Origin of the sequence: Streptomyces sp. NPDC058646, assembly GCF_042716875.1 — a bacterium.
Taxonomy (GTDB): Bacteria; Actinomycetota; Actinomycetes; order Streptomycetales; family Streptomycetaceae; genus Streptomyces.
The window spans coordinates 56,652-77,592 of record NZ_JBHXRK010000031.1 but is presented as its reverse complement, the minus strand read 5'-3'; the positions used below and the strand labels follow the sequence as shown (position 1 = coordinate 77,592).

Below are 20,941 nucleotides of genomic sequence, written 5' to 3'. Positions count from 1 at the left end.
ACGGTGTCCCGGCGGCCGCCGGTGCCGCCGGGACAGCAATGCGAGGGAGACGCTAGATGGACGGAATCGTGCTGCTCAAGGAAGACCACAAGACGGTCGAGAAGCTCTTCAAGCAGTTCGAGAAGGCCGACGAGGACGCCCATGCGGAGAAGCGGAAGATCGTCGACCAGGTGATCGAGGAACTCACCACGCACACCTGGATCGAAGAGAAGATCTTCTACCCCGCCGCCCGCGAAGCTGCCCCCGACACCAAGGACCACGTCCTGGAGAGCGTCGAGGAGCACCACGTCGTGCTGTGGATGCTCTCCGAGCTCAAGGACCTCGACGCGGCCGACGAGCGCTTCGACGCGAAGATGTCCGTCCTCATGGAGAACGTCCGCCACCACGTCGAGGAAGAGGAGAAGGAGTGGTTCCCCGACGTCCGCAAGGCCATGGGCCGCAACCGCCTCACCGAACTCGGCGAGCAGATGGAAGCCGCGAAGAAGACTGCCCCCACGGACCCCCTCGGCGTCCCCAGCGCCGACCAGTAAGGGCCCGCAGCCCGGCCTCAGGGCTGGGATCACGGCCGCATACGAGAAGAGGTGCCGAGGTGGACGAACCCACGCTGTACCTGCAGGAAGCCATCGACTCAGGGACCGTGACGCGCGCTGAGATCCTCCACGAGGACGGATCCCTCGTCGCATCAGTGGGCCAGCCTCTGACCACCGCACGGGAGCGAAGGCTGCTGGCAGGCCTGTTCAACGCGCCCGCCGACGCCATCACCACCGGCATCGCGGTCGGGGGCCTGGTCTACACGGCCGCCGAAGCCGACCGACGCCTCCTCCACGGCAGACACGGCAACACCGGCGTCGTCGCCGCCAAGAACCCGCCCTACATCACAGTCGGCCTGTACAGCGAGGGGCACCGTCCGGCAGATGCCGTGCTCACCCTCGGGAACCTCGCCGACCTCCTCGCCGGCCGCCCTCCCCGCCCCGACCTACCCCGGACCGCTACCCCGGACGGGCCGCAGCCCTAGCTGACATGAAGGCCGGGAGACGGGGGCGGCCCAGGGGCCGTCCCAGGCTCCGCACATCACACCCCTGCGACCTGCTCGGTGCGTGCCGCCGGTCGGATGGGATGGCCCGCAGGTTCAGTAGTCGTCGTCGGCGAGCAGCACGCTGGCAGTGATCCGCTTGCCGGTGGGGTCGTGGGAGATCTGGAAGCTCTTGGCTGCGGCGATGACGATCTCCAGGCCGTGCTGGCCGATCCGGAAGGGGTCCGGCGGCAGAAGAGCGGGCGGGGTGGGGTTGCTGTCCCAGACGCTCACCTCGACGGCGCCGTCTGTCACTTCGAGGGCCAGCCGGTGGGGACCGGGGGCGTATTTACGGGCGTTGGTGATCAACTCGCTGACGATCAGCTCCACGACTTCGGCCGCACGGGCAGAGACCACGAGCCCGTGGAGGACGCGAGCCTCGTCGAGGAACGAGAGGGCCGCACGCCGGGCATCGGCGATCCTCTCCATCCCGTTGAAGAGGTAAGACGCCGCCATCAGGCCGGGTCGAGGAGGTGCAGGCTCCCCGCCTGCCCTGTCGCCACCCATCGCGCCTGCTTTCAGCCATACCGCCAGTATCCGGCAGAACTCTACGGTCCCCGCCGAAGCAGCGCACCGGCCTTATGCCCGCACGGTCGCACGGTCGCATGCCCGCCCACCCTGCGCCGCACGATTGGGGCGACCGCACCCCTCGGTGCAGTGGCAGGTCTCAGCCACAGAGCAGGCACCTTCGGTCCCCCATCGGGGCTGGCTTGAGTTCCTTTCGCTGCAGTCGGGGGTACGGGCCCGCTCCTCGGGGCCGACCGGTCGGCTGGTCGTGACCGGCTGACCGCCGGCCTCCAGGCAGCGGGTACGTTCGGAGGTAAGGGGTGCGGCCCTGGCCACCAGAAGGCCGCGACGGGGCCGCGCCCCAACCCGTGTCTCGGGGGCCGGACGCAGGCGTTGAGCGGTACGGCGTGGACCCCCGGTCCATCTTCCGGGGCGGCCCGCGCCAGACGGCCCTGCTCCACCGCCCGGAGGCAGGGTCGTCTCTGCCCTCCGGCAGCTCACCACCCGGGCGCCGTGGTGGTCACCCCACGGCTGCCGTCGAGCCCTCGCCGAACCGGGGCACGTCATCGACGGTCGCGTCCAGGCGCAAGCGCACGTACCGGATCGGGTGCCGGTAGACGCCGCCCCCGGTCGACGGAGGTGTCGGCGCTGATCTCCGCGACGAGGCCGGGCCGGGCGAGGGTGGTGTCCAGCACGTCGCTTGTGCCCCATGCCGACGAAAACGTCGCGCCGGTCCAGGGGTGGCCGGAGCCAGCGGGTTCAGGTGTTCGGCGAGCTGGCGGGGCGGCATCGGGGCGCAGTGGGACCGTGCGGCCGATGGGCCGGAGGCGTCCGGTCGGGTCGTGACGGCCGAGGATGAGGAGTTGGGGGCGTGCGAGGGTGCCGGTGATAGCGCCGATGATCGCTTCGGTGGTGTCCCGGCGGCGGATCTTGGTCCAGCCGCGACAGGCGGGAGATATTTGCTGGTCAGAAGCTTGATGACCAGGCCTTCGACGCCGGGTACGTCGGTCCACGACTTCAGCCGCTCCCGCGTCTTCGCCAACCCGTGGTCATCGGGCACAGCGTCCACGGCGCAGTAAGGCCGTGATCAGCGAACAGGTTTTCCAGGCGCGCGCGGTACGCGCGGGCGGGCGGGCGAGGAGCTCCCGCCCGTCCGTTTGCAGGACATCGAGGGCCACGAAGTGGGCCGTCCAGGCCACCAGGCCGCCAGCCCGGGAACGGTACAGCTGCGGGCGGCGGCCCGGCGCTGCAACCCCTGGAAGGACAGCTGCCCGGCGTCGGCGTCCCACACCAGCAGCTCACCATCGAGGACCAGGCCGACGGGCAGCTGCTCGGCGGCCGCGACCAGATCCGGGAACCGGTCCTGGACCAGCGACCCGCGCCGGGTCCGCAACAGCACCCCACCGCCCGCCTCGGCCGGGGTGAACAGCAGCGCCCTGTGCCCGTCGAACTTCTGCTCAAAGGCAAGATCGCGCACGAGCGCCGGCACCGACTCCACGGCCTGCGCCAGCACTGGCTCGACCGGTGGTCTCAGCGTCACCCGCAGGCCTCCCTCGTCATCGCTCCTTCACGGGACCGCCGGACCGGACAGCCCCGGCCCGATGCGCGCGTGGAGGGTCTCATTCATCCCCTGCTCCTTGCCGCCCTCCTCGCGGCCCCCGGACGCGTCACCAGCCACCCCGCTCCGGCCCCACCCGCCGGCATCCGCGCCACGACACCGGCCGACCACAAAACCCGGCCGCGCCCCGGGCCGTACGGGCCGGGACGGCTCTGCCGCTCTCCCCCTGCCCGGCCCCGCGCCCGAACACCGCCGGACGGCCCGGCCAGCACCGGCCCCGCCCCGCCGAGCCACCGCCCCGAAGCGGGCCAAGGCTCCCCCAGCAAAACCGAAGACCGGGGCAAAGGCGCGGGCGAAGGCGCGGGTGAAGACCCCGGCGCCACACCGACCCGTCCGCCCCGAACCGGGGACGGGCGCCGGAGACATGCGGGAGCTGTGCCGCGCAGCCAACGGCGTCACCTGCCCCGCCGTCGCCTCCCTCTACCACCAGACCTACCGCTGACCTGCAGCGCTCCACTCACCGAAGAAGTCGAACAGGTGATTGAACAGAAGCTCCGCACCCAGGAGCAGCCCCCCGACCTCCCCCGCCCCACAGCCAGACCACAGATCGCCACCTGGTCCTCGAGCCAGACCGGCCCCTGTGCGTCTTGCCACGCTCCCTGTGCAAGGCAAGGAGCCCCGGCGAACCCCTTGTGCGGGGCGTACAAGGCCGCGCGGCGGGCGCAGTACGGGGTTGACCGTGTCCGAACTGGCTCCTCGTGCTCGACGACGCGGGTGAGGGGCCGGCTACGGCCTCAGGGCCGGCTGCATGAGAAAGGCCTCCGTCAACGCCCGCTGGCCGGGTCGTGACCATCCCGGGGCACGGCATCGCGCTCCGGGGCCCCGTCAGGCCGCCCTGTCTCGGGGAAGGGGCTGCTCGCTCTCGAAGCGTCCAGGCCCAGGAGCGCCGAGAAGGAGCCAATCAGGCGGCGCGGTCGCAACTTTTGCGGACGATGCGCAACCGTTCCGCCGTCGCGCATGTCACTCCATGCAGGAGCGACCAACTCCGATGACCAGCAGGGGGAAACGTGAGACTCACCCGTTCCGTTCTTACCACCACCGCATTCGCCGCCCTGGCCCTGGGGGCCACGACCGCGCTGGCGGCGCCCGCCACCGCCGCGCCCAACACCACGCCGCAGAAGGTCTGCGGGAGCGCCTACAAGACCGTGAACTCGGCCGCCATCGGCTCGCTGGGCACCGTCTACCTGACGTACAACGCCTCGAACGGCAAGAACTGCGTCGCGACCATCCGCAACAACCCGGGTGCGGCCGTGGACATGGCCCTCTGGATCGAAGTCAACGCAACCTCGGAGCGGGGCGAGGACTACGGCCGGTACACGTCGTACGCGGGCCCGGCCTACGTGTACGGCAAGGGCCACTGCGTCGACTGGGGCGGGGGCATCAGCAACGTGCACGTGCAGGTGTACAACTCCAACTGTGGCGCGCGCAAGGAGCACCGGGTCACCGAGGTCCGCTGACCCGAGATCCTCCTGACCGCGACGTTCTGTGCCGTCGTGCGGTCGTCGGGGGCAGGACCTACGACCCGACGACCGCACGGGAACCGCCGTGGTCCGGCTCGCCCCGGCAGACTCGCCGAGTTCTGCCGGGGCGAGGGCGCGTCCGGCCTCCTCCCCCTCGGGTGCGCGGCCGTCCGGTCGGCGCGTCGCCGCAACCGCCCCGGGGAAGCTAGCCCGCTCCACCCCTTACGAGGCAAACGATCAAGACCCCCACGGTGTGGTTCACAGCGAGGGGCTGGTCAGACTTCGGCGCGCCAGGATCCGGTCTCGCGGCCGCGGTCCTTGATGTACTTGAACCGTTTCAGGTCGCCCATGATCTGGCGCTTGACGAAGCCGAGCTTGTCGCCGACGTTCTCGGCGAAGCCTCCAGGGTCGTAGTCGAGCTGGAGCATCACCTTCGACTTGTTGTCGGCGAGGTGGTGGAAAGTGACCACACCGGCCTGCTTCACCTCACCGCCCACGGTGATCCAGGCGAGGCTCTCGTCGGGGATCTGCTGGGTGATCTCCGCGTCGAACTCGCGGTAAACCCCGCCGAACTTCGTCACCCAGTGGTCAGGGTGTCCGTGTGCTGCTCGATCCGCTCGCCACCATCCATGAAGTGCGGGAACGACTCGAACTGCGTCCACTGGTCGTAGGCGGTCCGGACGGGGACGTCGACCTCGATGGACTCTTCGACCTTCGACACAAGGCACCCTTCCTCTTCGCCCGCCAGGCAGGTGCCCGGCCGGTACCCGGGGAGAATTTCCCCCGCCCGCGCCTGTGCCCCGGTCCCTGCATTCATGACCCCCGAACAGGCGCACGACCCCTGGGATAGGGATCGCCTGCGGAAGAACGGCACCTCTGCGGCATGCGGCGCGGCCCCTTGCTGGTCGACACCAAATTGTCCAGAGGCCCAAGAGCCGATCGATGTTTCCGGCAAGTGCGTTCCGAAAAGCCAGAGCGTAGATCCGTGCCCGGTACTCGTCAGGAACGCCCGCCACGGCCGTCGCGGCGCTGATGCTCCCTCCCCCCCCAAGCCGTCGCCTTCAACGTACCCGCCGCGCGACGGCCTGCCCCAGGATCCGCGTCACGGCGATGCCGCGGCGCGGGCCAGACGGCGGGCGGCGGTACGGGTCCAGGCGCGGGCCGTCGCTCCTGAGCCGCTGCTCCCGTGTCCGCCGGGCCCGACGCGAGGGCGGCCGGGCAGTACAACGGCGCCGTTTCCGGCGTCATTCAGTACTGTACGGAGCGGCCGTTCCGTACCGTGCGGAGCACCGGAAGGGGACTCGCGATGGCCGCTCTGAGGCTGGGCCCGCTCCTGCGGCACGTGGACTGGGAGTCGGGCACGAGCGCGACGGTGTGGGTCGAGACCGACCGGGCGTGCACGGCGGAGGTCCGGTGCCCGGGCGGCGCCGGTGGTTCGGCTCCCACGTTCTGCGTCGTCGGCCACCACTACGCGCTGGTGGTCGTGACCGGACTCGCCCCCGGGTCTGCCACAACGTACGAGGTGCTGCTCGACGGCGAGCGGGTGTGGCCCCTCGCGGACTCGCCCCAGCCGCCCAGTACCATCCACACGCCGCCGGTCCCGGCGACGGGCGCGGTGGTCGCCTTCGGCTCGTGCCGGTGGGCGGCACCTGCCGTGGGCGAGTCCGATCCCGTGGGCCCCGATGTCCTCGACACCCTCTCCGCCCGGCTCGCCGCCGACCCGGAGGCCGAGCGTCCGGACGTTCTCCTCCTCCTCGGCGACCAGGTGTACGCGGACGAGACGTCCGCCGACACCCGCGCCTGGATCGCCCGGCATCGGCGGGCCGCCGGCACCGGCTCCGCCGCCCCGCCGGACCAGGTCGCCGACTACGAGGAGTACACCCACCTCTACGACGAGTCCTGGGGCGACCCCGAACTGCGCTGGCTGCTCTCGACCGTGCCCAGCTGCATGATCTTCGACGACCACGACGTCATCGACGACTGGAACACCAGCGCCGCGTGGGTAGCCGACATGCGGGCGACGCCCTGGTGGCGCGAGCGGATCACCAGCGGCCTGATGTCGTACTGGGTCTACCAGCACCTCGGGAACCTCTCCCCCGCCGAGCTCGCCGAGGACGAGCTGTACGCGGCGGTACTGGCGGCCGACGACGGCACGGAGGTGCTGCGCGCGTTCGCCGAACGCGCCGACGCCGACCCGACGACGGTGCGCTGGAGCTACCGCAGGGACTTCGGGCGCACCCGGCTGCTGATGGTCGACACCCGGGCCGCGCGGGTGCTGGAGGAGCAGCACCGGGCGATGCTGGACGCCGAGGAGGCGGCCTGGCTGCGGAGGCAGGCGTTCGACGACCCCGGCGGCGTCGACCACCTGCTGGTCGGGACCTCGCTCCCGTGGCTGCTGCCCCCGATGGTCCACTTCGCGGAGGGCTGGCACGCGGCGCTCTGCCGGGGCGAACGCGGGCCGCGCTGGGCGCGCTTCGGCGAGTGGCTGCGCCGGCGGGCGGACCTGGAGCACTGGGCGGCGTTCACCTCGTCGTTCGAAAGGCTGACGGAGACGGTCGCCGAGGTGGGGCGGGCCGACGCCGCCCCGGCGACGGTGTGCGTGCTCTCCGGGGACGTACACCACGCGTATGTGGCGGAGCCCGTCTGGACCACCGGACAGCAGCCGCGCTCCCGTGTCTTCCAGTTCACCTGCTCACCGCTGCACAACTCGGTGCCCGCAGCCATACAGGCCGGCTTCCGTTTCGGCTGGAGCCGGTTCGCCAAGGGGATCGGACATCTCCTCGCCCGCCACGGACGGGTCGCGAGACCGGCGGTCCGGTGGGAGCGCACCGGCGGACCGTGGTTCGGCAACCAGTTGATGACGCTGACACTGCGCGGACGTACGGCGCGGCTGCGGCTGGAGATGGCCTCGGCGGGTGCCAAGCGGGGGCGCGGGACCGACCGCGCGGGAGCGCGGCTCATCGGCGTCCTCGATCGCAGTCTGACGGACGGGAGTCGCCGCCGGTGATCGCGCCTGCCGGAAGGGTGGCGCACGGGCTGCCCGCCCCTTCAGGGCGATTGCCGCACGAGGCGTGGGCCGTGTTGGCCCCGGCGGTGTGGAAGACGGTCATGACCGTGCTCGCATGGGTGTCGATGGCCCCGCGCAGCGGGTCCCCGGGCGGCACCGCGAGCCGGTACGAGCGCCGCGGCCGGGCCCGGACGCGTGGCTCTGAGCGGTGGCGGGGGAGATCCCGAACTCCACCAGCAGCACCCGGTCCGTCAGTGGCAGACAGCACGGCCGCCCGCCGCCAGGCCCGTTCCCGCCCCGCTCCCGCACCACCCTCAGCAACAGCTCGAACCGCTCCATCCGCAACCCGGTGACCGTCTCCATCCACAACGGCTCAGCCCGCAACACGCCACCCGTAGAAGCAAAATGCCCCGAGCCGCGCCTTCCGCAACAACCCTTGGTGCCAGCAGGAACTCGCGCTCACCCTGGAGGCACGGGCACCGCCCGCGACCTGGCACCGGCGGTGTAGGCCGGGCTCGTGTCAGGCGAACTCGACAGTGACGACGCCGTACGCGACGAAGGCGGCGGCGGACAGCACGATCAGCCCGAGCCGAACGGCCGAGAGCCACAGGCCGAGGGTGCGCGAACGCCCGGTCCCGGCCCGCGAGAGGAGGACCCCCGTGCCTCCGAGCGACGAGACCAGCGCGAGCGCGGCCAGGAAGACGGCCAGGGCCCTGGGCGACGTGGGCTCGGTGGCGGGGCCGTAGTCCTCCGTGATCCCGGGCAGCAGCAGGCCCAGGGCGCACAGCACGAGGGCCGTCAGGACCGTGGCGAGGAAGTCGAACGAAAGGGCGATGGCCCAGCCGACGGGCAGCCGCCGGGACAGGCGCGGCATCTGCTTCACCGGTATGCGTTTCTCCGTGAGGTGAGGTGGGACGCGCGGGGGGCGGAGCGGTCGACGACCGCCCCGCCCCCCGGCACGAAGGTACTTCGAGGGTGTCGGAGAGGACGGCCATGGTGGCGTGGCGGGCGCCAACTCCTCCTCCGCGCGCCACCGCAGTTGTCCAGCCGGGCGCAGCGGGGCTTCACCGCGAGACGGGCAACTCCGTACGCTGCGGGACCAGCACCTTTAGTGGATCCCACCCCCGGGTGCCAGTCCATCAAGCTCGTGAGCCGGCGGCCGGGGCGTCGCCGCCGATCTGGCCGAGCGGCTGCGTGCAGCGGTCCACACGCCGATCCGCCGGGCACCGAGACCGGTATGCGCTGGGGGAACTCCCCGACGACGCGCACCACGACTACGGACCCATCCACATCGCGTTCCACGAACTCGTCCTCGTCGCCCGCCTCGCGGTCGTTCTCACCCCTCTGGTCGCCGCCTACGACTGGCGTCAGCGGCGGCGGATGCGGATGCGGATCGGGCCGCGGGCTTTGGCCGGGTCGACGGGGTGTCCGCCCTGAGTGATCTCCACCTCGCCGGCCGCGACCAGTCGTCGGGCCGCGCGGCGGGCCGGCTCCATGAGCGCGCGCCAGCCGTCGTCGTCCCCCGCGTACACGGCGCGCGCGGCGTCGGAGGGGCAAATCGTCGCGTTCGGGGCACGGCGCTCCAGCAGCTGAAGGATGGCTCGCTCCAGGTGCCGGTCCGTCTTGTGCCGTTCGGTGTCTGCCACTCCCCCAGTGTCGCAACGATGACGGGAAGCAGGGCAATATCGGCCACCGCGCGGGGCCGGTGCGCCGCAGGACCGCTCGAACGCCGTCGGCCCGCCTCTCGTCTGGAGGGTGAGGCCTCGGTCGGCGGGGCTTTCGTCCGTGGTGGGGGACAGTCGGGCCAGTTCGGTTCGTGAGCGGGCTCCGGGGAGGGCGGAGGCAGTGCGCAGGTGGGGACCAGGGCCGTCAGCCCTGGTGAGCGGGCGTCGGCCAGGGCTCGGACGTTGGGCCGACAGGCCGCGGTGAGGTCGCCGAGCACGAGGGCGGCCGTGCCGGCGGGTGGTCATGTGACCAGGTGGAGCGATGTTTCCGCGATGCCCAGCCGTACGCTCTGGCCCCAGGTCAGCTCCAAGGCGTCGTTTTCCATCCCGTCGCCGAAGACCGTGATCCGGTCCGACTCCACGGTCAGCTGCAGCTGTTGGCCCTGTCCCAGCTCGCCGGCGACCTTCGTGGTTCCGGTGGTGGGTGAGGGCCAGGCCTCGCGTACGAACCACAGGAGTCGCCGGTCGCGGGGTGCGGGCAGCACGGTGGGGCTGCCGCGTTCCAGCCACAGGGAGCGCAGCCAGCCGGTGGCTCCGGTGCCGGTGCCGACCAGTACCCCGGAGGATGCCTGGACCTCGGCCGGGCCCTTCTCGGCGTCGGAGGCCAGGCGGTATCGGGTCGTCTGGTGGCCGGGAGCGCCCAGGTAGATCTCGTTCAGCGCGAGGAGGCGCTGGGTGTCGTCGGCGACGGCCTCGACCATGGTGAGCTCCTCTGCCCGGCTCCCGGTGGCGGTCGCCGCCCGCAGCAGGGCGGCGGCGTCGGTGCAGCGGTGGCGGACCAGGACGCCCGGGTTGCTGCCCGGGGCGGTGTCGATGCCCACCACCGGCTGTCCGCGCAGGTACTTCGCGGTGTTGGCGACCAGGCCGTCCTGGCCGACCACGACCACCACGTCCTGCGGAGCGAACAGGAAGCGGTCCAGGTCCGCCCTCTCCACACGGGAGCTGCGCCATGTGAGCGGCACCGCCGCCGCCACCTGGCGCAGCGCGTTGCACGTGCGGTCGTGGCGGCGGGCCACCTCGTCGATCGACCGGCCGCGGCTGGAGAGGAAGAACGCGGCCTGCCCGTGCGTGCCGTGCCGGGCGAGGAGTTCCTCGTACTCGGTCCTGCGGTGCACGAGGACCGCCCGCGGAGCCAGGCTCACGCGCCCGTGCCGGCTTCCGGGCGTCCGAGCCTGGTGAGGAGCCCGGTGAGGACGTCGGGAGAGAGCGTGATGCTCTCGATCCGCGGCAGGTTCTCCGCCAGCCGGGTCGCGGCCAGGGCGTGGAGGGTGCCCGGGCCGGCCTTGTCGTGCACGCGCAGCCATGCGGCTTGGACCTCTGCGCGTGCCGCACCGGTCTCGCGCGCCGCCTCGGCGTCGGCGCGGGCCAGGCGGACCTTGCGGTCTGCCTCGGCCTCCGTCCTCACTGCGTCCGCCGCCACCTTCTCCTCGGCTTCGCGGCGGGCGTTGGTGCCGCGCTGCTCGACCAACTGCTCCTCACGCCGGGCCAGTTCGATCTGGCTGGCCAGCTCGTTCTCGGCGATGACGCGCTCGCGCTCGACGGCGACGGCCCGGCGTTCGTAGGTGGCCCGGTCGGCCTCCTGCTGGATCTGCTCGCGGGCCGGGGTGCGCAGGGCGCGCTCCACCTCGGCCTCGGGGCGGATCGCCACGACCCGTACGGCCACCACGTCGATTCCGGTGGCCGGGAGTCTGGGCTCGGCGGCGAGACCGGCGGCGGCCCTCTCCCGTACGGAGGCGACGCCGTCCACCAGGGCGGTGGCCAGCGGGGTCCGGGCCAGTACGTCCAGGGTGTGCTGCTGCGCGGTCTCGGTGAGGAGGGTGGCGATCTGCTCCAGGGGGGCGCCGCGCCAGCTCCCGGTGTCCGGGTCGACGGAGAAGTCGAGTCGGTTGGCAGCCTCGGCCGGATCGCTGATCCGGTAGGTGACGGTGGCCTGCACGGCGACGTCCTGGAAGTCGGACGTACGGGCGTGGAACGCCATGGCCAGCTCGCGGTCGTCGACGGGGACTTCGGAGAGCGCCGCCGACAGGGACCGGTACCAGAAGCTGAGTCCCCGTCCGTCGTGGACGAGTCGGCCGCGTTTGTGGTGGCGGATGTGGGCGGTGGGCGCGGAGCGCAGATGGCGCCAGCCGAAGCGCCGGGTGATGTCGGACATGGCGAACCCCCTTCATTTCGTCAATGCGACGATAATTGAGGCCCCTATATCGTCAAGGGGACGAAAAGAGTCTTCCGGCAGCCCGGCCGGTCCCGGTCGGGGGATGGGCGGCGGGCGCAGAACGGCTTCTCTGCTTGGGACAGGCTGCTGCGCGGCCCTCGGCCACCGCCGTCCCTGCCGGTCCGGGCGAGGCCGCCCCCGCCGGGCTCAGGTCCGGGGAGAGCCGTGGCGGTGCGCCAGGTACTCATCCGTGCGCGAGGAGCCAGGCGCCCACCGCGCGCCGGTCGAACACCGTCTCGCTCGTGTAATGCCCTCCGGGGTCGGCAAGCCGGGCAGGATCCTGCGCCAGGACATGACGGACGCCCGGCCCACCCCGGCGATCCGGCCGACCTCCGCGAAGCCCATGTCCACGCCATCGCCGACCGGCACCAGACCTGCGAGCGGTAAGCGTCGGCCCGGCCTGGTCTTCCAAGGGCATGGGGCCGCAAAGTGCGAACGACTCGGTCTGCACTGCGATGGTCGGACGTTTCAAGAGCTGGACGGAACCGTCCCGGACCTTGGTCGACTCCGTAGGAGAGGCCCTCGCCGTAGGCCTGACCAGACAGCAGCCGTATCGTGACCGCTGACGCCTGGCTGGCTGCCTGGTGCCATGGCAGGTAGCGGGTCGACTGGGCTTCGGCGGTCAGGGAGACGCCGGCTCCGGTCGAGGCGACCGTGGACGGCCTCGGCACCTGGTGCGATGCGGGAGGCCGTTCCTCGAATCCAGCTCGAGGCCACGATTGCTCGCCGCCCTGGCGCAATCGCGCGCGGACGCTTCCCGTAAGCGCCCCTCACCTTTCTCCGGGCGGGGGTTCAAGCGCTGCTCCACGTCCTGACCGACGTGAGCGCGATGACTCGTCTCATCACCCGAACCAAGCACCCTGTGGCTACCCCTGAGCAAATACGCCTTGCTCAATGGCTCGGCCGCACACCCCACGCATGCTCAAGGGCAGGCGCCCGCCGGTATCTTGCTCCTCACTCCTCGAGCGCAGCCCGTCACGGAGGTCCTCGACGAATCATCGGAGATGCCGCGACTCAACGTCCACCTCTGGCGCTGACGGGACGGATCGCCACTCGAACGTGCGATGGACCGCGCCCACGAGGGAGCCTCTTCATGTTCCGAGACGGCGACTACGGCAACGCCGTCATACACGCCGCGCTTTCCTCCGAGCACGCCGGCGAGGTCGAGTGGTCCACCACGGCTACCGACCAACTGCCCAAGAAACAGCAGAAGCCCTCGCGGCCGGCGACGCTCTCCTCGACTACGTCGAAGCACGCCTGGCACAGGAAACAAAGCGTTACCCCGGGACCGCCCTCCTCGTCCTGGGCGGGCCGGGACTACGGCGCCAGGGCACCTGGAAACACGCCGAAACCTACCTGACATCCACCTCCCACGCCCCGACATATGGTTCACAGACTTCAGCACATGGCGCCACGACGTCGACACATCCATCGGATGAGAACGCCCGCAAGCCCAGCATCAAGCACCGAACCAACGCAACTCCCTGACACCCAACTCCCCTGCACGCACGACAACAAACCCACAGCCGAAACGACAGCAACCTTCACCAACAAAACGACACCGCGGAGCCCCACCACCCTGCCCCACCGGGCACGAAGCTCCTCACCGTGCGGAAGGAACCTGTCGCCAACCCGGTGCAAAACCCGTGTCGCCCATCACGAAACCGCTTCCCGGTGAAGGCGCGGCAGTGGACCAGCACGGCTGTTCTCCGGAAGTCCCGTCCCGGCCCCGCACCGACCCGCCGACCCGCCGACGCGCCGGTCAGGGGGCGTCGATGAGTACCCGGCCGTCGGTCGGCACGATTGCCGCGAGCCCGTTCGCGTACGCGTTCTGCACGCGGGACCGCTCGGCCGCATTGGGCAAGGCGTTGGTGCAGGCCGTCCCGGCGCTGGACCCGGACATCAGCTGGGAGCACGGCCCCGGCTTGGTGTCCGGGAGACCCAGGCTGTGGCCCAGCTCGTGCGCAGCGATGCGCGTCTTGTCATACCCCTGGCTCACAGCCTGCGCGCCGAGTTCGACTCGCACCTGTCGCCCAGGACGGACCGGACCGAGGGTGGCCTGCGGCCAGCCGGTGGTGGCCACGATGACGATCTCGGCCCGAACCCCGGGCGCGGCCTCCACCAGCCGAACGTTACTGACGTTCGCGTTCCAGGAAGCGACTCCGGCCGCGATGGCCGCTTCCCAGCCGCCGGCCCGACTGTCGTCGTAACGGAGCGTCACTATCGCTGCGGTGGCGTCCGGTGTGGGCGCGGGTGCCGCGGTCGCGGCGGTTGCCGCTGTGAGGACCAGCGCGGCGGCGGATGTGCCGACTTTCAGCCAGGTGCCCAGGGACATGGTCGTCTTCCTTCACGCGTGGGGGGACCCGGCCCCTCGGCGGAGTCGGGGCACCGGAGACGCCGCCACGGCCCGTCTGTGGCCCGCACGTTCGGACAGCCGCCCCTCCAGAGCCCTAAGAAGGTAGCCCCGCCCTCCACCAATCCGTCATGCACCTGTCAGCCAATTCCGGCAGGCACTCCAGCCGATGCCCGGTCAGCGGCCGGCACCACCCAGGAGGGCTCGCGCGGCCGGGCACGGCGAGTGGGCTACGGACGGCCGCGTCGGCGCAGCCACGGAGATTGCGAAGGATCAGGGAGTACGTCTCGGGGAGCCGCGGCGAGCTCGGCCCGCACGGTGCCGGGCAGGTGGGCGCCCAGCAGGGCGAGACGGCGAGGGCAACGCGATCAGCCTCTTCCACACTCCGGTACTCGCATGCGTTCCTGGACGTGGTCCAGGAACGCATCCCTGCGTATCGGCATCACGTCACCTCCGTCGAGGGGTGCAGGGGGGAGGGCCACGGAGGACGCGGGGCTGGGGGCGGGGTTCCCCATCCTCCGCCGCTGGTGGGGCCGGTCTGTCCGGAGATTCCTTGCGGCGGGACGCCCGCCGATGCTGATCTTGCGAGGCTCTGCACGCTCGGCGATCGGGATCCGCAGAGTGAGGACTGTCTGCGCCCGCAGGTCAGGAGCTCAGGCGGCGAACGGGTTGGTGTGGCCGGGCAACTGCTGCCCCGGGCGCAGGAACCGCTGGCTGCCTTGTTCGTCGCGCACCGCGAGGAACCCTGCAGCCGTCAGCCTCTGTGCGATCTTCCCGCGGCGGATCTCGCCCACCTTGAACGCCACGGTGAAGAGCAGCGCGACCGCCCCGCCGGAGGCGACCGCTTCGACCGGCGACCTGTCGATGAGCAGGAGGACGGTCAGGACCGCGCAGGCGAGGTAACCCTTCGCCTTCTGGCTCCGGTCGGCGACGTACTGGGCCATGACGTCGAAGGTGATGAGGTCCTTCAGCACGGCCACGGCACCGACCGCTTCGGGGAGCGGCTTCAGCGAGCCCTGCTGCAGCCCCGGCACCGTCCCGCCGTTGCCCGCCTGCGGATGGGCGGTGATGGTGGCCGCCTCGTGGACGCGCGCGTCGGGCTGCGGGTCCCGGTGCATCCGGACCTGGACGAGCGAGTTCTTGAACCCGGTCCTGTACGCCATGCCGTACGTGTAGCCGTACTGCTCCGCCACGTGCGCCAGGGCTGCCGCCTTCGGCGTGGAGCCCTGGGGGGCGATCTCGACGATGTCCTGCTGACGGGCGATCTGCTGGAGCATCCCCGCTATGTGACGTTCTACGGACATCCTGTTCCCCGCCCCCTGGGACCCCGCGCCTGGGGCCGACCGGCGCACAGCCTAGGGGCTGTACCGCCGATCGGAACACTGCCGGTAGACGCCGCCGCGGTCGACGGAGGTGTCGTTGCTGATGTCAGCGACGAGTTCGGGCCTGACCACGCCTGTAGATCAGGCATCTTGAAAGCCCGCGACCTGCCTGCCTGATCAGCTGAGGTCACGGCATCGCGTGCCTGATGCGAGTCCATGCGACCGGCGCTTCTGTGCGGTCCTTGGCAGTCGTTCGCACCGAAGAGGTTGGGCAGCAGGCCACCGGGGAAGTCTCCGTCCCGCGGACCGTCGACTGAAGTGGAGCCCCTGCGACGTAAGCACCCGCTGGTCGACAGCAGGGGACTTCAGGGATGGAGTTGATGCAGGGTGGAACGACGCATGTCGGTTGCGACCCACTGGGGCAGTTTCATCGCGGTGGTCGATTCCGGCCGGTTGGTGCGAATCGAGCCGAAGGACGATGACCCCGCGCCGTCGCCCATCGGCCCCGGAATGGTGACAGCCGCCGACGACAGCGCTCGCGTGTTGCGCCCCGCCGTGCGCAAGGGCTGGCTCAACGGCCTGCCGCGCGCCCATGACACGGCCAGGGGCGCAGACGCCTTCGTGGAGGTGAGCTGGGACGATGCGATCACGCTCGTCAGCGATGAACTGCGTCGAGTGCGTTCACAGCACGGAGACAGCGCGGTGTTCGGCGGATCCTATGGATGGGCGAGCGCGGGCGCGTTCCACAACGCGCAGGGCCAACTCCACCGGTTCCTGGCATTAGGCGGGGGATACACCGACTCTCGCAACACGTACAGCACGGCAGCGTTGGAGGTCATCCTCCCTCATGTGATCGGCGGGCATCCCTGGAGCTACCAGTCCCGGATGCCGATGTGGGACGAGATCGCCGAGAACTGCGAACTTGTGGTGGCGTTCGGAGGGCTGGCCCTCAAGAACAGCCAGATCAACCCTGGCGGGCTGGCCAGGCACCAGACGCAGAACTTGCAGCGCCAGTGCCGTGAGGCCGGGGTGCGGTTCGTGAACGTCAGCCCCATCCGCAGCGACGTCGCCGGCTTCCTCGAGGCCGAGTGGCTGCCCGTCGTCCCCAACACCGACACCGCCGCGATGCTCGGCATCGCCCACACGATGCTGGTCAACGGGTGGCACGACGAGGACTTCCTTCGCCGGTGCTGCGTCGGGTTCGACCGCTTCGCCTCCTACTTGACCGGCGAGCTCGATGGCGTCCCCAAGGACGCTGCCTGGGCGGCGAGGATCACGGGCATCAGTCGCGAAGCGATCACCGACCTCGCTCGCCGCCTCACCACGCAACGTTCCCTCATCATGGTCAACTACGCGGTGCAACGGGCGGACCACGGCGAGCAGCCGATCTGGATGTCTGTCGTGCTGGCCGCCATGGCGGGTTCGATGGGTCGGTCCGGCTGCGGCTGGGGTGCAGGCTACGCGACGATGGACGCGACCGGCGTTGCCAAAGGCCGCCCGTTCGTGGCGACGATTCCCGAAGTCGCCAATCCTGTACCGGATTTCATTCCTGTCGCAAGGATCGCCGACACCCTGCTGCATCCGGGCAGGACCATCGACTACGACGGCCGGCGCCTCACGTTGCCCGAGCTTCGCCTGGTGTACTGGTGCGGAGGGAACCCGTTCCACCACCACCAGGATCTCCATCGGTTGACCCGGGGCTGGCAGACTCCTGACACGGTGGTGGTTCACGAAGCCTGGTGGAACACCACGGCCAAGTTCGCGGACATCGTCCTCCCCGTCGCCACCAGCTTGGAGCGCGACGACTTCGCCGCCGGATTCTCGGACCCCCACCTCGTCGCGATGCCGAAGGTCCGCGAGCCGGCGGGCGAGTCGCGCACCGACCACCACATCTTCACCGCCTTGGCCTCCCGGCTCGGATACGAGCAGGAGTTCACGGAATCGCGCTCCGAGATCGAATGGGTCCGACACCTTTACGAGCAGACGAGGGCCGAACTCGGCGACGATGCCGCCTTGCCGGGCTTCGACGACTTTTGGAGACGCTCCACCGCTGAGCTGCCGGCGTCGACCGGACCGTTCCCCGGCAGCTTCGAGGCGCTCCGCTCAGATCCGCAGCGTTTCCCCCTGCTGACGCCCTCGGGCAGGATTGAGATCTTCTCCGAGGAGATCGACTCGTTCGGTTACGACGACTGCGCCGGGCATCCCACGTGGTTCGAACCAGTGGAGTGGCTTCGTGCCGACCTGTCGGAGCGGTTCCCGCTGCACTTGATCTCGAATCAGCCCGCCTCACGCCTGCACAGCCAGTACGACAACGGTGGCCACAGCCTCAGTTCAAAGATCCGCGGCCGTGAGCCCGTGACGATCAATCCGTTGGACGCCGCGTCACGGGGCATCGGGAGCGGCATGATCGTGCGCGTATACAACGACCGAGGGAGCTGTCTCGCGGGCGCAGTCCTGTCGGACGACGTCATGCCAGGCGTCGTGCAATTGTCCACGGGAGCGTGGTGGGATCCGGTCCAGCCAGGTCTGAGCGGAACATTGGACCGCCACGGCAATCCGAACGTGCTCACGGCGGATCGGCCGTGCTCGCGCCTGTCCCAAGGACCGAGTGCTCTCAGTGCGCTGGTCGACGTCGAGGTCTACGGCGATGCCCTTCCTGCTGTGCTCGCCTTTACACCACCACACCTCGAACATTGACACGAATGCTTCCTGCCTCGCCGGGCAAGTTTCCACGTACCCCGTCGTCAGGCGCCCAGCAGGCCGGCCCGGCCGCCGAAAGGCCCTCCACTCGCAGTTTGCGCCTGCGTAGTGACATGAATACTGTCCGCAGTCATGACTGCACTTCAAGACCTCAAGTACGGCCAGTGGTTCAGGGGCGCCGACGTCGACGGCGACGGGTTCATCACCCAGCGGGACGTCCGCATGATGAGCGAGCGTTACATCGCCGCTCGCGGCACCGCGCCCGACTCCGCGACCGCCCGCCTGCTCACCGAGGGGATGGACGGGTTCTGGACGAACGTGATCGCCCCGATGGATCAGGACGGTGACGGGAAGGTCGATCTGCGGGAGATGAGCGAAGGGTTCAAGCGGGTCCTGACCGACCCCGCCCTGTACCCGGAACAGATCGAGCCGGTGACCAACTGCTTCTTCGACCTGGTCGATCTCAACGGAGACGGCAAGATCGACCAAACGGAGTTCCAGCAGATGTTCGACTCGGTCGCCGGCGTTCCCGGCGAGGACTGCGCCGCGGTCTTCGCCGCTTTGGACCGGGACGGCTCCGGTGCGCTGGACCGCGCCGAATTCCACCAGGCGGTCACGGAGTTCTTCTACGGCACCGACCCGGACGCTCCTGCCAACCACCTGTTCGGCAGGGTCGCCGGCTGACGGCCCCAGATGCGGCCCGGGACGCGCCTGCCCACACCACTGCCGGCGTGGGCAGGCGGCGGGAAGACCCCAGGCCAGGTGTGTCAGCGGAGCAGCGCTATCACCTTGGCGAAGGTGTCGAGCGCCGACTCCTGCACGGTGACGTAGTCGAACCCGAACCGTTCCCGACGAGCGATGAGTTGCTCGGCGATCTGTTCCGGGCTCCCGATCAGCACGGCGGGTAGTTCCCCGACCTGTTCGGGGCTCAGCGTGCCCCGCAGGAACCGGGAGTAGTCCTCCCGAGCGGCCGCGCGGTCATCCGTCACCTGAGTCCGCAGCACGATGATGTTTCGGTGCACGGCGTCCCGGTCGGATGCGCGCAGTTCCGCATCCACCAATGCCACCCGCTCGTCCATCTGCCGATCGGTGAGGAACTGCATCCCCCGACCCTGCGGATCGAATCCGGTGCCGGCGAACGACACGATGTCGGCGTGCCTGGCAGCCAGTCTCAGCACCCGGTCACCGTTTCCGCCGATCATCAGGGGCGGCCGGTCGGACGCGGCGCCGGGGCGGGTCCGGGCGGCGCTCCAGGCCCGCTTGACCTCGTCCAGGGTCTCGACGAGCCGGTCGACACGCTTGCCCGCCGCCCCGAACGGAATTCCGGCCTGGTCGAACTCCTTCTTCTTCCACCCCGCGCCGAGGCCGACCTCCAGCCGCCCTCCGGTGAGCTGGGCGGTGGTGACGACGTCCCGGGCGAACAGTGCCGGGCTGTAGAACGAGGTGTTGCTCACGAACGTGCCGACCCGGACGTTCCTGGTCGCCTCGGCAGCCAGAACGCACGCCGGGAAGGGCGATGGCATGTCGATGTGGTCGGGCACGGTGATCACGTGGTAGCCGAGGTCCTCGGCACGTCGGGACTTCTCCATCCAGGAGGCCCGGTCTTCGAGCTTCCAGAAACTCACGCCGAACCGCATGTTCATCGCACAGGTCCTGTCCTTGGGTGTGGGGAGACTCAGACGGCGGTGGCCCGGTCGCGTTCGGCGCGGCGGACCGCCGGGCCGATCAGCACTGCCCCGGCGAGGAGTGCCGCCGCCACGATCGCCCAGCCGTAGGGCGCGAGGTCGGTCGCGAACCAGGCGACCGCGGCCGGGCCGAGTGTGGCCTGGGCGACCATCCTGAGGTGGAACGCGCCCAGGTATTCACCTCGGGCGGTGTCAGGAGCCAGCCCGTAGCCGATGCCGAACGCACCGGCGGACTGCCACAGCTCTCCGGCGGTGATCAGCAGGACGGCGACCACCGCTACGCCGACGGTCGCCCAGGAACCGATGAGACCACCGAGGACCATGACGAGGCAGGCCGCGGCGCTCACCAGCCCGGATCGGCGGGCGGCGGCGACAGCGCCGTCCAAGGTGTCCGCGCCTCGGGCGGCCCGGACCTGCAACAGGACCACCAGCACGGTGTTGAGGATGAACACCAGCGGGATCACGCTGCGCGGTACGCCGTCGACACCGAGGAGCCACAGCGGTACACCCACCGCGAGCACGGTGCCGTTGAGGGCGAGCAGGGTCGACACGCCGATCACACCGAGGAACGGGACGTCCCGCAGCGCCCTGAACCGTGAGGCTCGTTCGGGTGGCGGTCCGGGGTGGGTGACCGGCAGCCTGACGACCACCAGTGCGGCAAGCACGAAGGACAGGGCGTTGCCGAGCGGCAGGGCCTGCATGGCCGCACCGCCGATGCCGATCAGCCCCGCGGCGACGAGTGCGCCCGCGGAGAAGCCGACGTTGAACACCGAACGGAGGGCGGCCCGTGCGGTGACACGGTCGGATTCCGGGACCAGATCCATGACCAAGGTGTGGAACAGCGGACCGCTGCCCCATTCGAGGGCGCCTACCAGGGCCACCACCACGAAGAACGTGGGCGCCGAGTCGACCATCGGGTACATGCAGTAGACACCGGCGAGGGCCAACATGCTGATCATCAGCATGCGCCGGGCCCCGAACCTGTCGGCTGCCCGCCCCATCAGGACACTGGAGAAGAATCCCGTGAGCCCTGCCAGCGACAGCCCGATCCCGACCTGAGCGGTGGGCAAGCCGGCGACCACGACGAAGTACACGGTCGAACTGGCCAGGAACAGGCCGTTGCCGACGCTGTCGAGCAGGTGCAGAACGGCCAGGGGGGCCGTCGGGCCGCGCAGTGAGGCGTAGTTGCTGCGGACGAAGGAGGTGATCACGCCATCCGCCCTCCGGGGACCTTCCCCTGCCGGATCAGCCCCTCGCACACCCGCGCCGTCTCCCCGGGCG

The 20,941-nt window shown here is 70.3% G+C and carries 17 protein-coding genes and 2 pseudogenes; 6 read left to right on the top strand and 13 right to left on the bottom strand.

Going from position 1 to position 20,941, the window contains the following annotated elements:
• Nucleotides 1–56 precede the first annotated feature (56 nt).
• Nucleotides 57–530: a hemerythrin domain-containing protein gene (locus ACFWUZ_RS30420; protein ID WP_384379972.1), complete on the top strand. Its 474-nt coding sequence runs from the start codon at nucleotides 57–59 to the stop codon at nucleotides 528–530.
• A gap of 59 nt (nucleotides 531–589) precedes the next feature.
• Nucleotides 590–1,015 (top strand): profilin family protein, encoded by a 426-nt coding sequence (locus ACFWUZ_RS30415; RefSeq protein WP_384379969.1) that lies wholly within the window; start codon nucleotides 590–592, stop codon nucleotides 1,013–1,015.
• Between the two features lie 114 nt (nucleotides 1,016–1,129).
• Here the strand turns inward: ACFWUZ_RS30415 and ACFWUZ_RS30410 are convergent, their stop codons facing one another.
• Both ACFWUZ_RS30410 and ACFWUZ_RS30405 read right to left on the bottom strand, forming a co-directional pair.
• Nucleotides 1,130–1,528, bottom strand: a complete 399-nt coding sequence (locus tag ACFWUZ_RS30410) for an ATP-binding protein (RefSeq protein WP_384379966.1) — start codon at nucleotides 1,526–1,528, stop codon at nucleotides 1,130–1,132.
• 1,138 nt (nucleotides 1,529–2,666) lie between these two features.
• Complete coding sequence (locus ACFWUZ_RS30405; protein ID WP_384379963.1) at nucleotides 2,667–3,119, bottom strand: hypothetical protein; 453 nt, start codon at nucleotides 3,117–3,119, stop codon at nucleotides 2,667–2,669.
• 1,085 nt (nucleotides 3,120–4,204) lie between these two features.
• On the opposite strand from ACFWUZ_RS30405, the gene ACFWUZ_RS30400 reads away from it, so the two are divergent.
• On the top strand, nucleotides 4,205–4,654 hold the full coding sequence (locus ACFWUZ_RS30400) for a spore-associated protein (protein WP_384379960.1): 450 nt from the start codon (nucleotides 4,205–4,207) through the stop codon (nucleotides 4,652–4,654).
• Nucleotides 4,655–4,932: 278 nt separating this feature from the next.
• Here ACFWUZ_RS30400 and ACFWUZ_RS30395 read toward each other — a convergent pair whose 3' ends face one another.
• On the bottom strand, nucleotides 4,933–5,319 hold the full coding sequence (locus ACFWUZ_RS30395; protein ID WP_384379957.1) for an SRPBCC family protein: 387 nt from the start codon (nucleotides 5,317–5,319) through the stop codon (nucleotides 4,933–4,935).
• Nucleotides 5,320–5,963: 644 nt separating this feature from the next.
• On the opposite strand from ACFWUZ_RS30395, the gene ACFWUZ_RS30390 reads away from it, so the two are divergent.
• Nucleotides 5,964–7,664, top strand: a complete 1,701-nt coding sequence (locus tag ACFWUZ_RS30390) for an alkaline phosphatase D family protein (protein ID WP_384379954.1) — start codon at nucleotides 5,964–5,966, stop codon at nucleotides 7,662–7,664.
• Nucleotides 7,665–7,871: 207 nt separating this feature from the next.
• Here ACFWUZ_RS30390 and ACFWUZ_RS30385 read toward each other — a convergent pair.
• The 8 genes and pseudogenes from ACFWUZ_RS30385 to ACFWUZ_RS30350 form a co-directional block, all read right to left on the bottom strand.
• Nucleotides 7,872–8,027 (bottom strand): annotated as a pseudogene (locus ACFWUZ_RS30385) (IS5/IS1182 family transposase); the annotation flags it as partial.
• A gap of 157 nt (nucleotides 8,028–8,184) precedes the next feature.
• Nucleotides 8,185–8,547, bottom strand: coding sequence for a hypothetical protein (locus tag ACFWUZ_RS30380; protein ID WP_384379951.1), 363 nt, complete (start codon nucleotides 8,545–8,547; stop codon nucleotides 8,185–8,187).
• 484 nt (nucleotides 8,548–9,031) lie between these two features.
• Nucleotides 9,032–9,310, bottom strand: coding sequence for a DUF3253 domain-containing protein (locus tag ACFWUZ_RS30375; RefSeq protein WP_384379948.1), 279 nt, complete (start codon nucleotides 9,308–9,310; stop codon nucleotides 9,032–9,034).
• A gap of 320 nt (nucleotides 9,311–9,630) precedes the next feature.
• Complete coding sequence (locus ACFWUZ_RS30370; protein ID WP_384379945.1) at nucleotides 9,631–10,530, bottom strand: hypothetical protein; 900 nt, start codon at nucleotides 10,528–10,530, stop codon at nucleotides 9,631–9,633.
• Nucleotides 10,527–11,540, bottom strand: a complete 1,014-nt coding sequence (locus ACFWUZ_RS30365) for an SPFH domain-containing protein (RefSeq protein ID WP_384379942.1) — start codon at nucleotides 11,538–11,540, stop codon at nucleotides 10,527–10,529. Before ACFWUZ_RS30365 ends, ACFWUZ_RS30370 begins: the two co-directional genes overlap by 4 nt.
• Nucleotides 11,541–13,362: 1,822 nt before the next feature.
• Nucleotides 13,363–13,935, bottom strand: coding sequence for a snapalysin family zinc-dependent metalloprotease (locus ACFWUZ_RS30360; protein WP_384379939.1), 573 nt, complete (start codon nucleotides 13,933–13,935; stop codon nucleotides 13,363–13,365).
• Nucleotides 13,936–14,516: 581 nt separating this feature from the next.
• Nucleotides 14,517–14,582 (bottom strand): annotated as a pseudogene (locus tag ACFWUZ_RS30355) (Hsp20/alpha crystallin family protein); the annotation flags it as partial.
• A 24-nt stretch (nucleotides 14,583–14,606) separates the two neighbouring features.
• The gene (locus ACFWUZ_RS30350) at nucleotides 14,607–15,257 is read right to left on the bottom strand and encodes a hypothetical protein (protein ID WP_384379936.1); all 651 of its coding nucleotides are present in this window, start codon (nucleotides 15,255–15,257) and stop codon (nucleotides 14,607–14,609) included.
• Between the two features lie 405 nt (nucleotides 15,258–15,662).
• Between ACFWUZ_RS30350 and ACFWUZ_RS30345 the strand changes: the two genes are divergently transcribed.
• Together ACFWUZ_RS30345 and ACFWUZ_RS30340 are read left to right on the top strand one after the other, a co-directional pair.
• Nucleotides 15,663–17,972, top strand: a complete 2,310-nt coding sequence (locus ACFWUZ_RS30345; protein WP_384379934.1) for a molybdopterin-dependent oxidoreductase — start codon at nucleotides 15,663–15,665, stop codon at nucleotides 17,970–17,972.
• Between the two features lie 135 nt (nucleotides 17,973–18,107).
• Entirely contained in the window at nucleotides 18,108–18,659 is a 552-nt protein-coding gene (locus tag ACFWUZ_RS30340) for an EF-hand domain-containing protein (RefSeq protein WP_384379931.1), read from the top strand.
• Between the two features lie 83 nt (nucleotides 18,660–18,742).
• Here ACFWUZ_RS30340 and ACFWUZ_RS30335 read toward each other — a convergent pair whose 3' ends face one another.
• Complete coding sequence (locus ACFWUZ_RS30335; protein ID WP_384380003.1) at nucleotides 18,743–19,612, bottom strand: TIGR03621 family F420-dependent LLM class oxidoreductase; 870 nt, start codon at nucleotides 19,610–19,612, stop codon at nucleotides 18,743–18,745.
• A gap of 38 nt (nucleotides 19,613–19,650) precedes the next feature.
• Nucleotides 19,651–20,871, bottom strand: coding sequence for an MFS transporter (locus ACFWUZ_RS30330; protein ID WP_384379928.1), 1,221 nt, complete (start codon nucleotides 20,869–20,871; stop codon nucleotides 19,651–19,653).
• Nucleotides 20,872–20,941 lie beyond the last annotated feature (70 nt).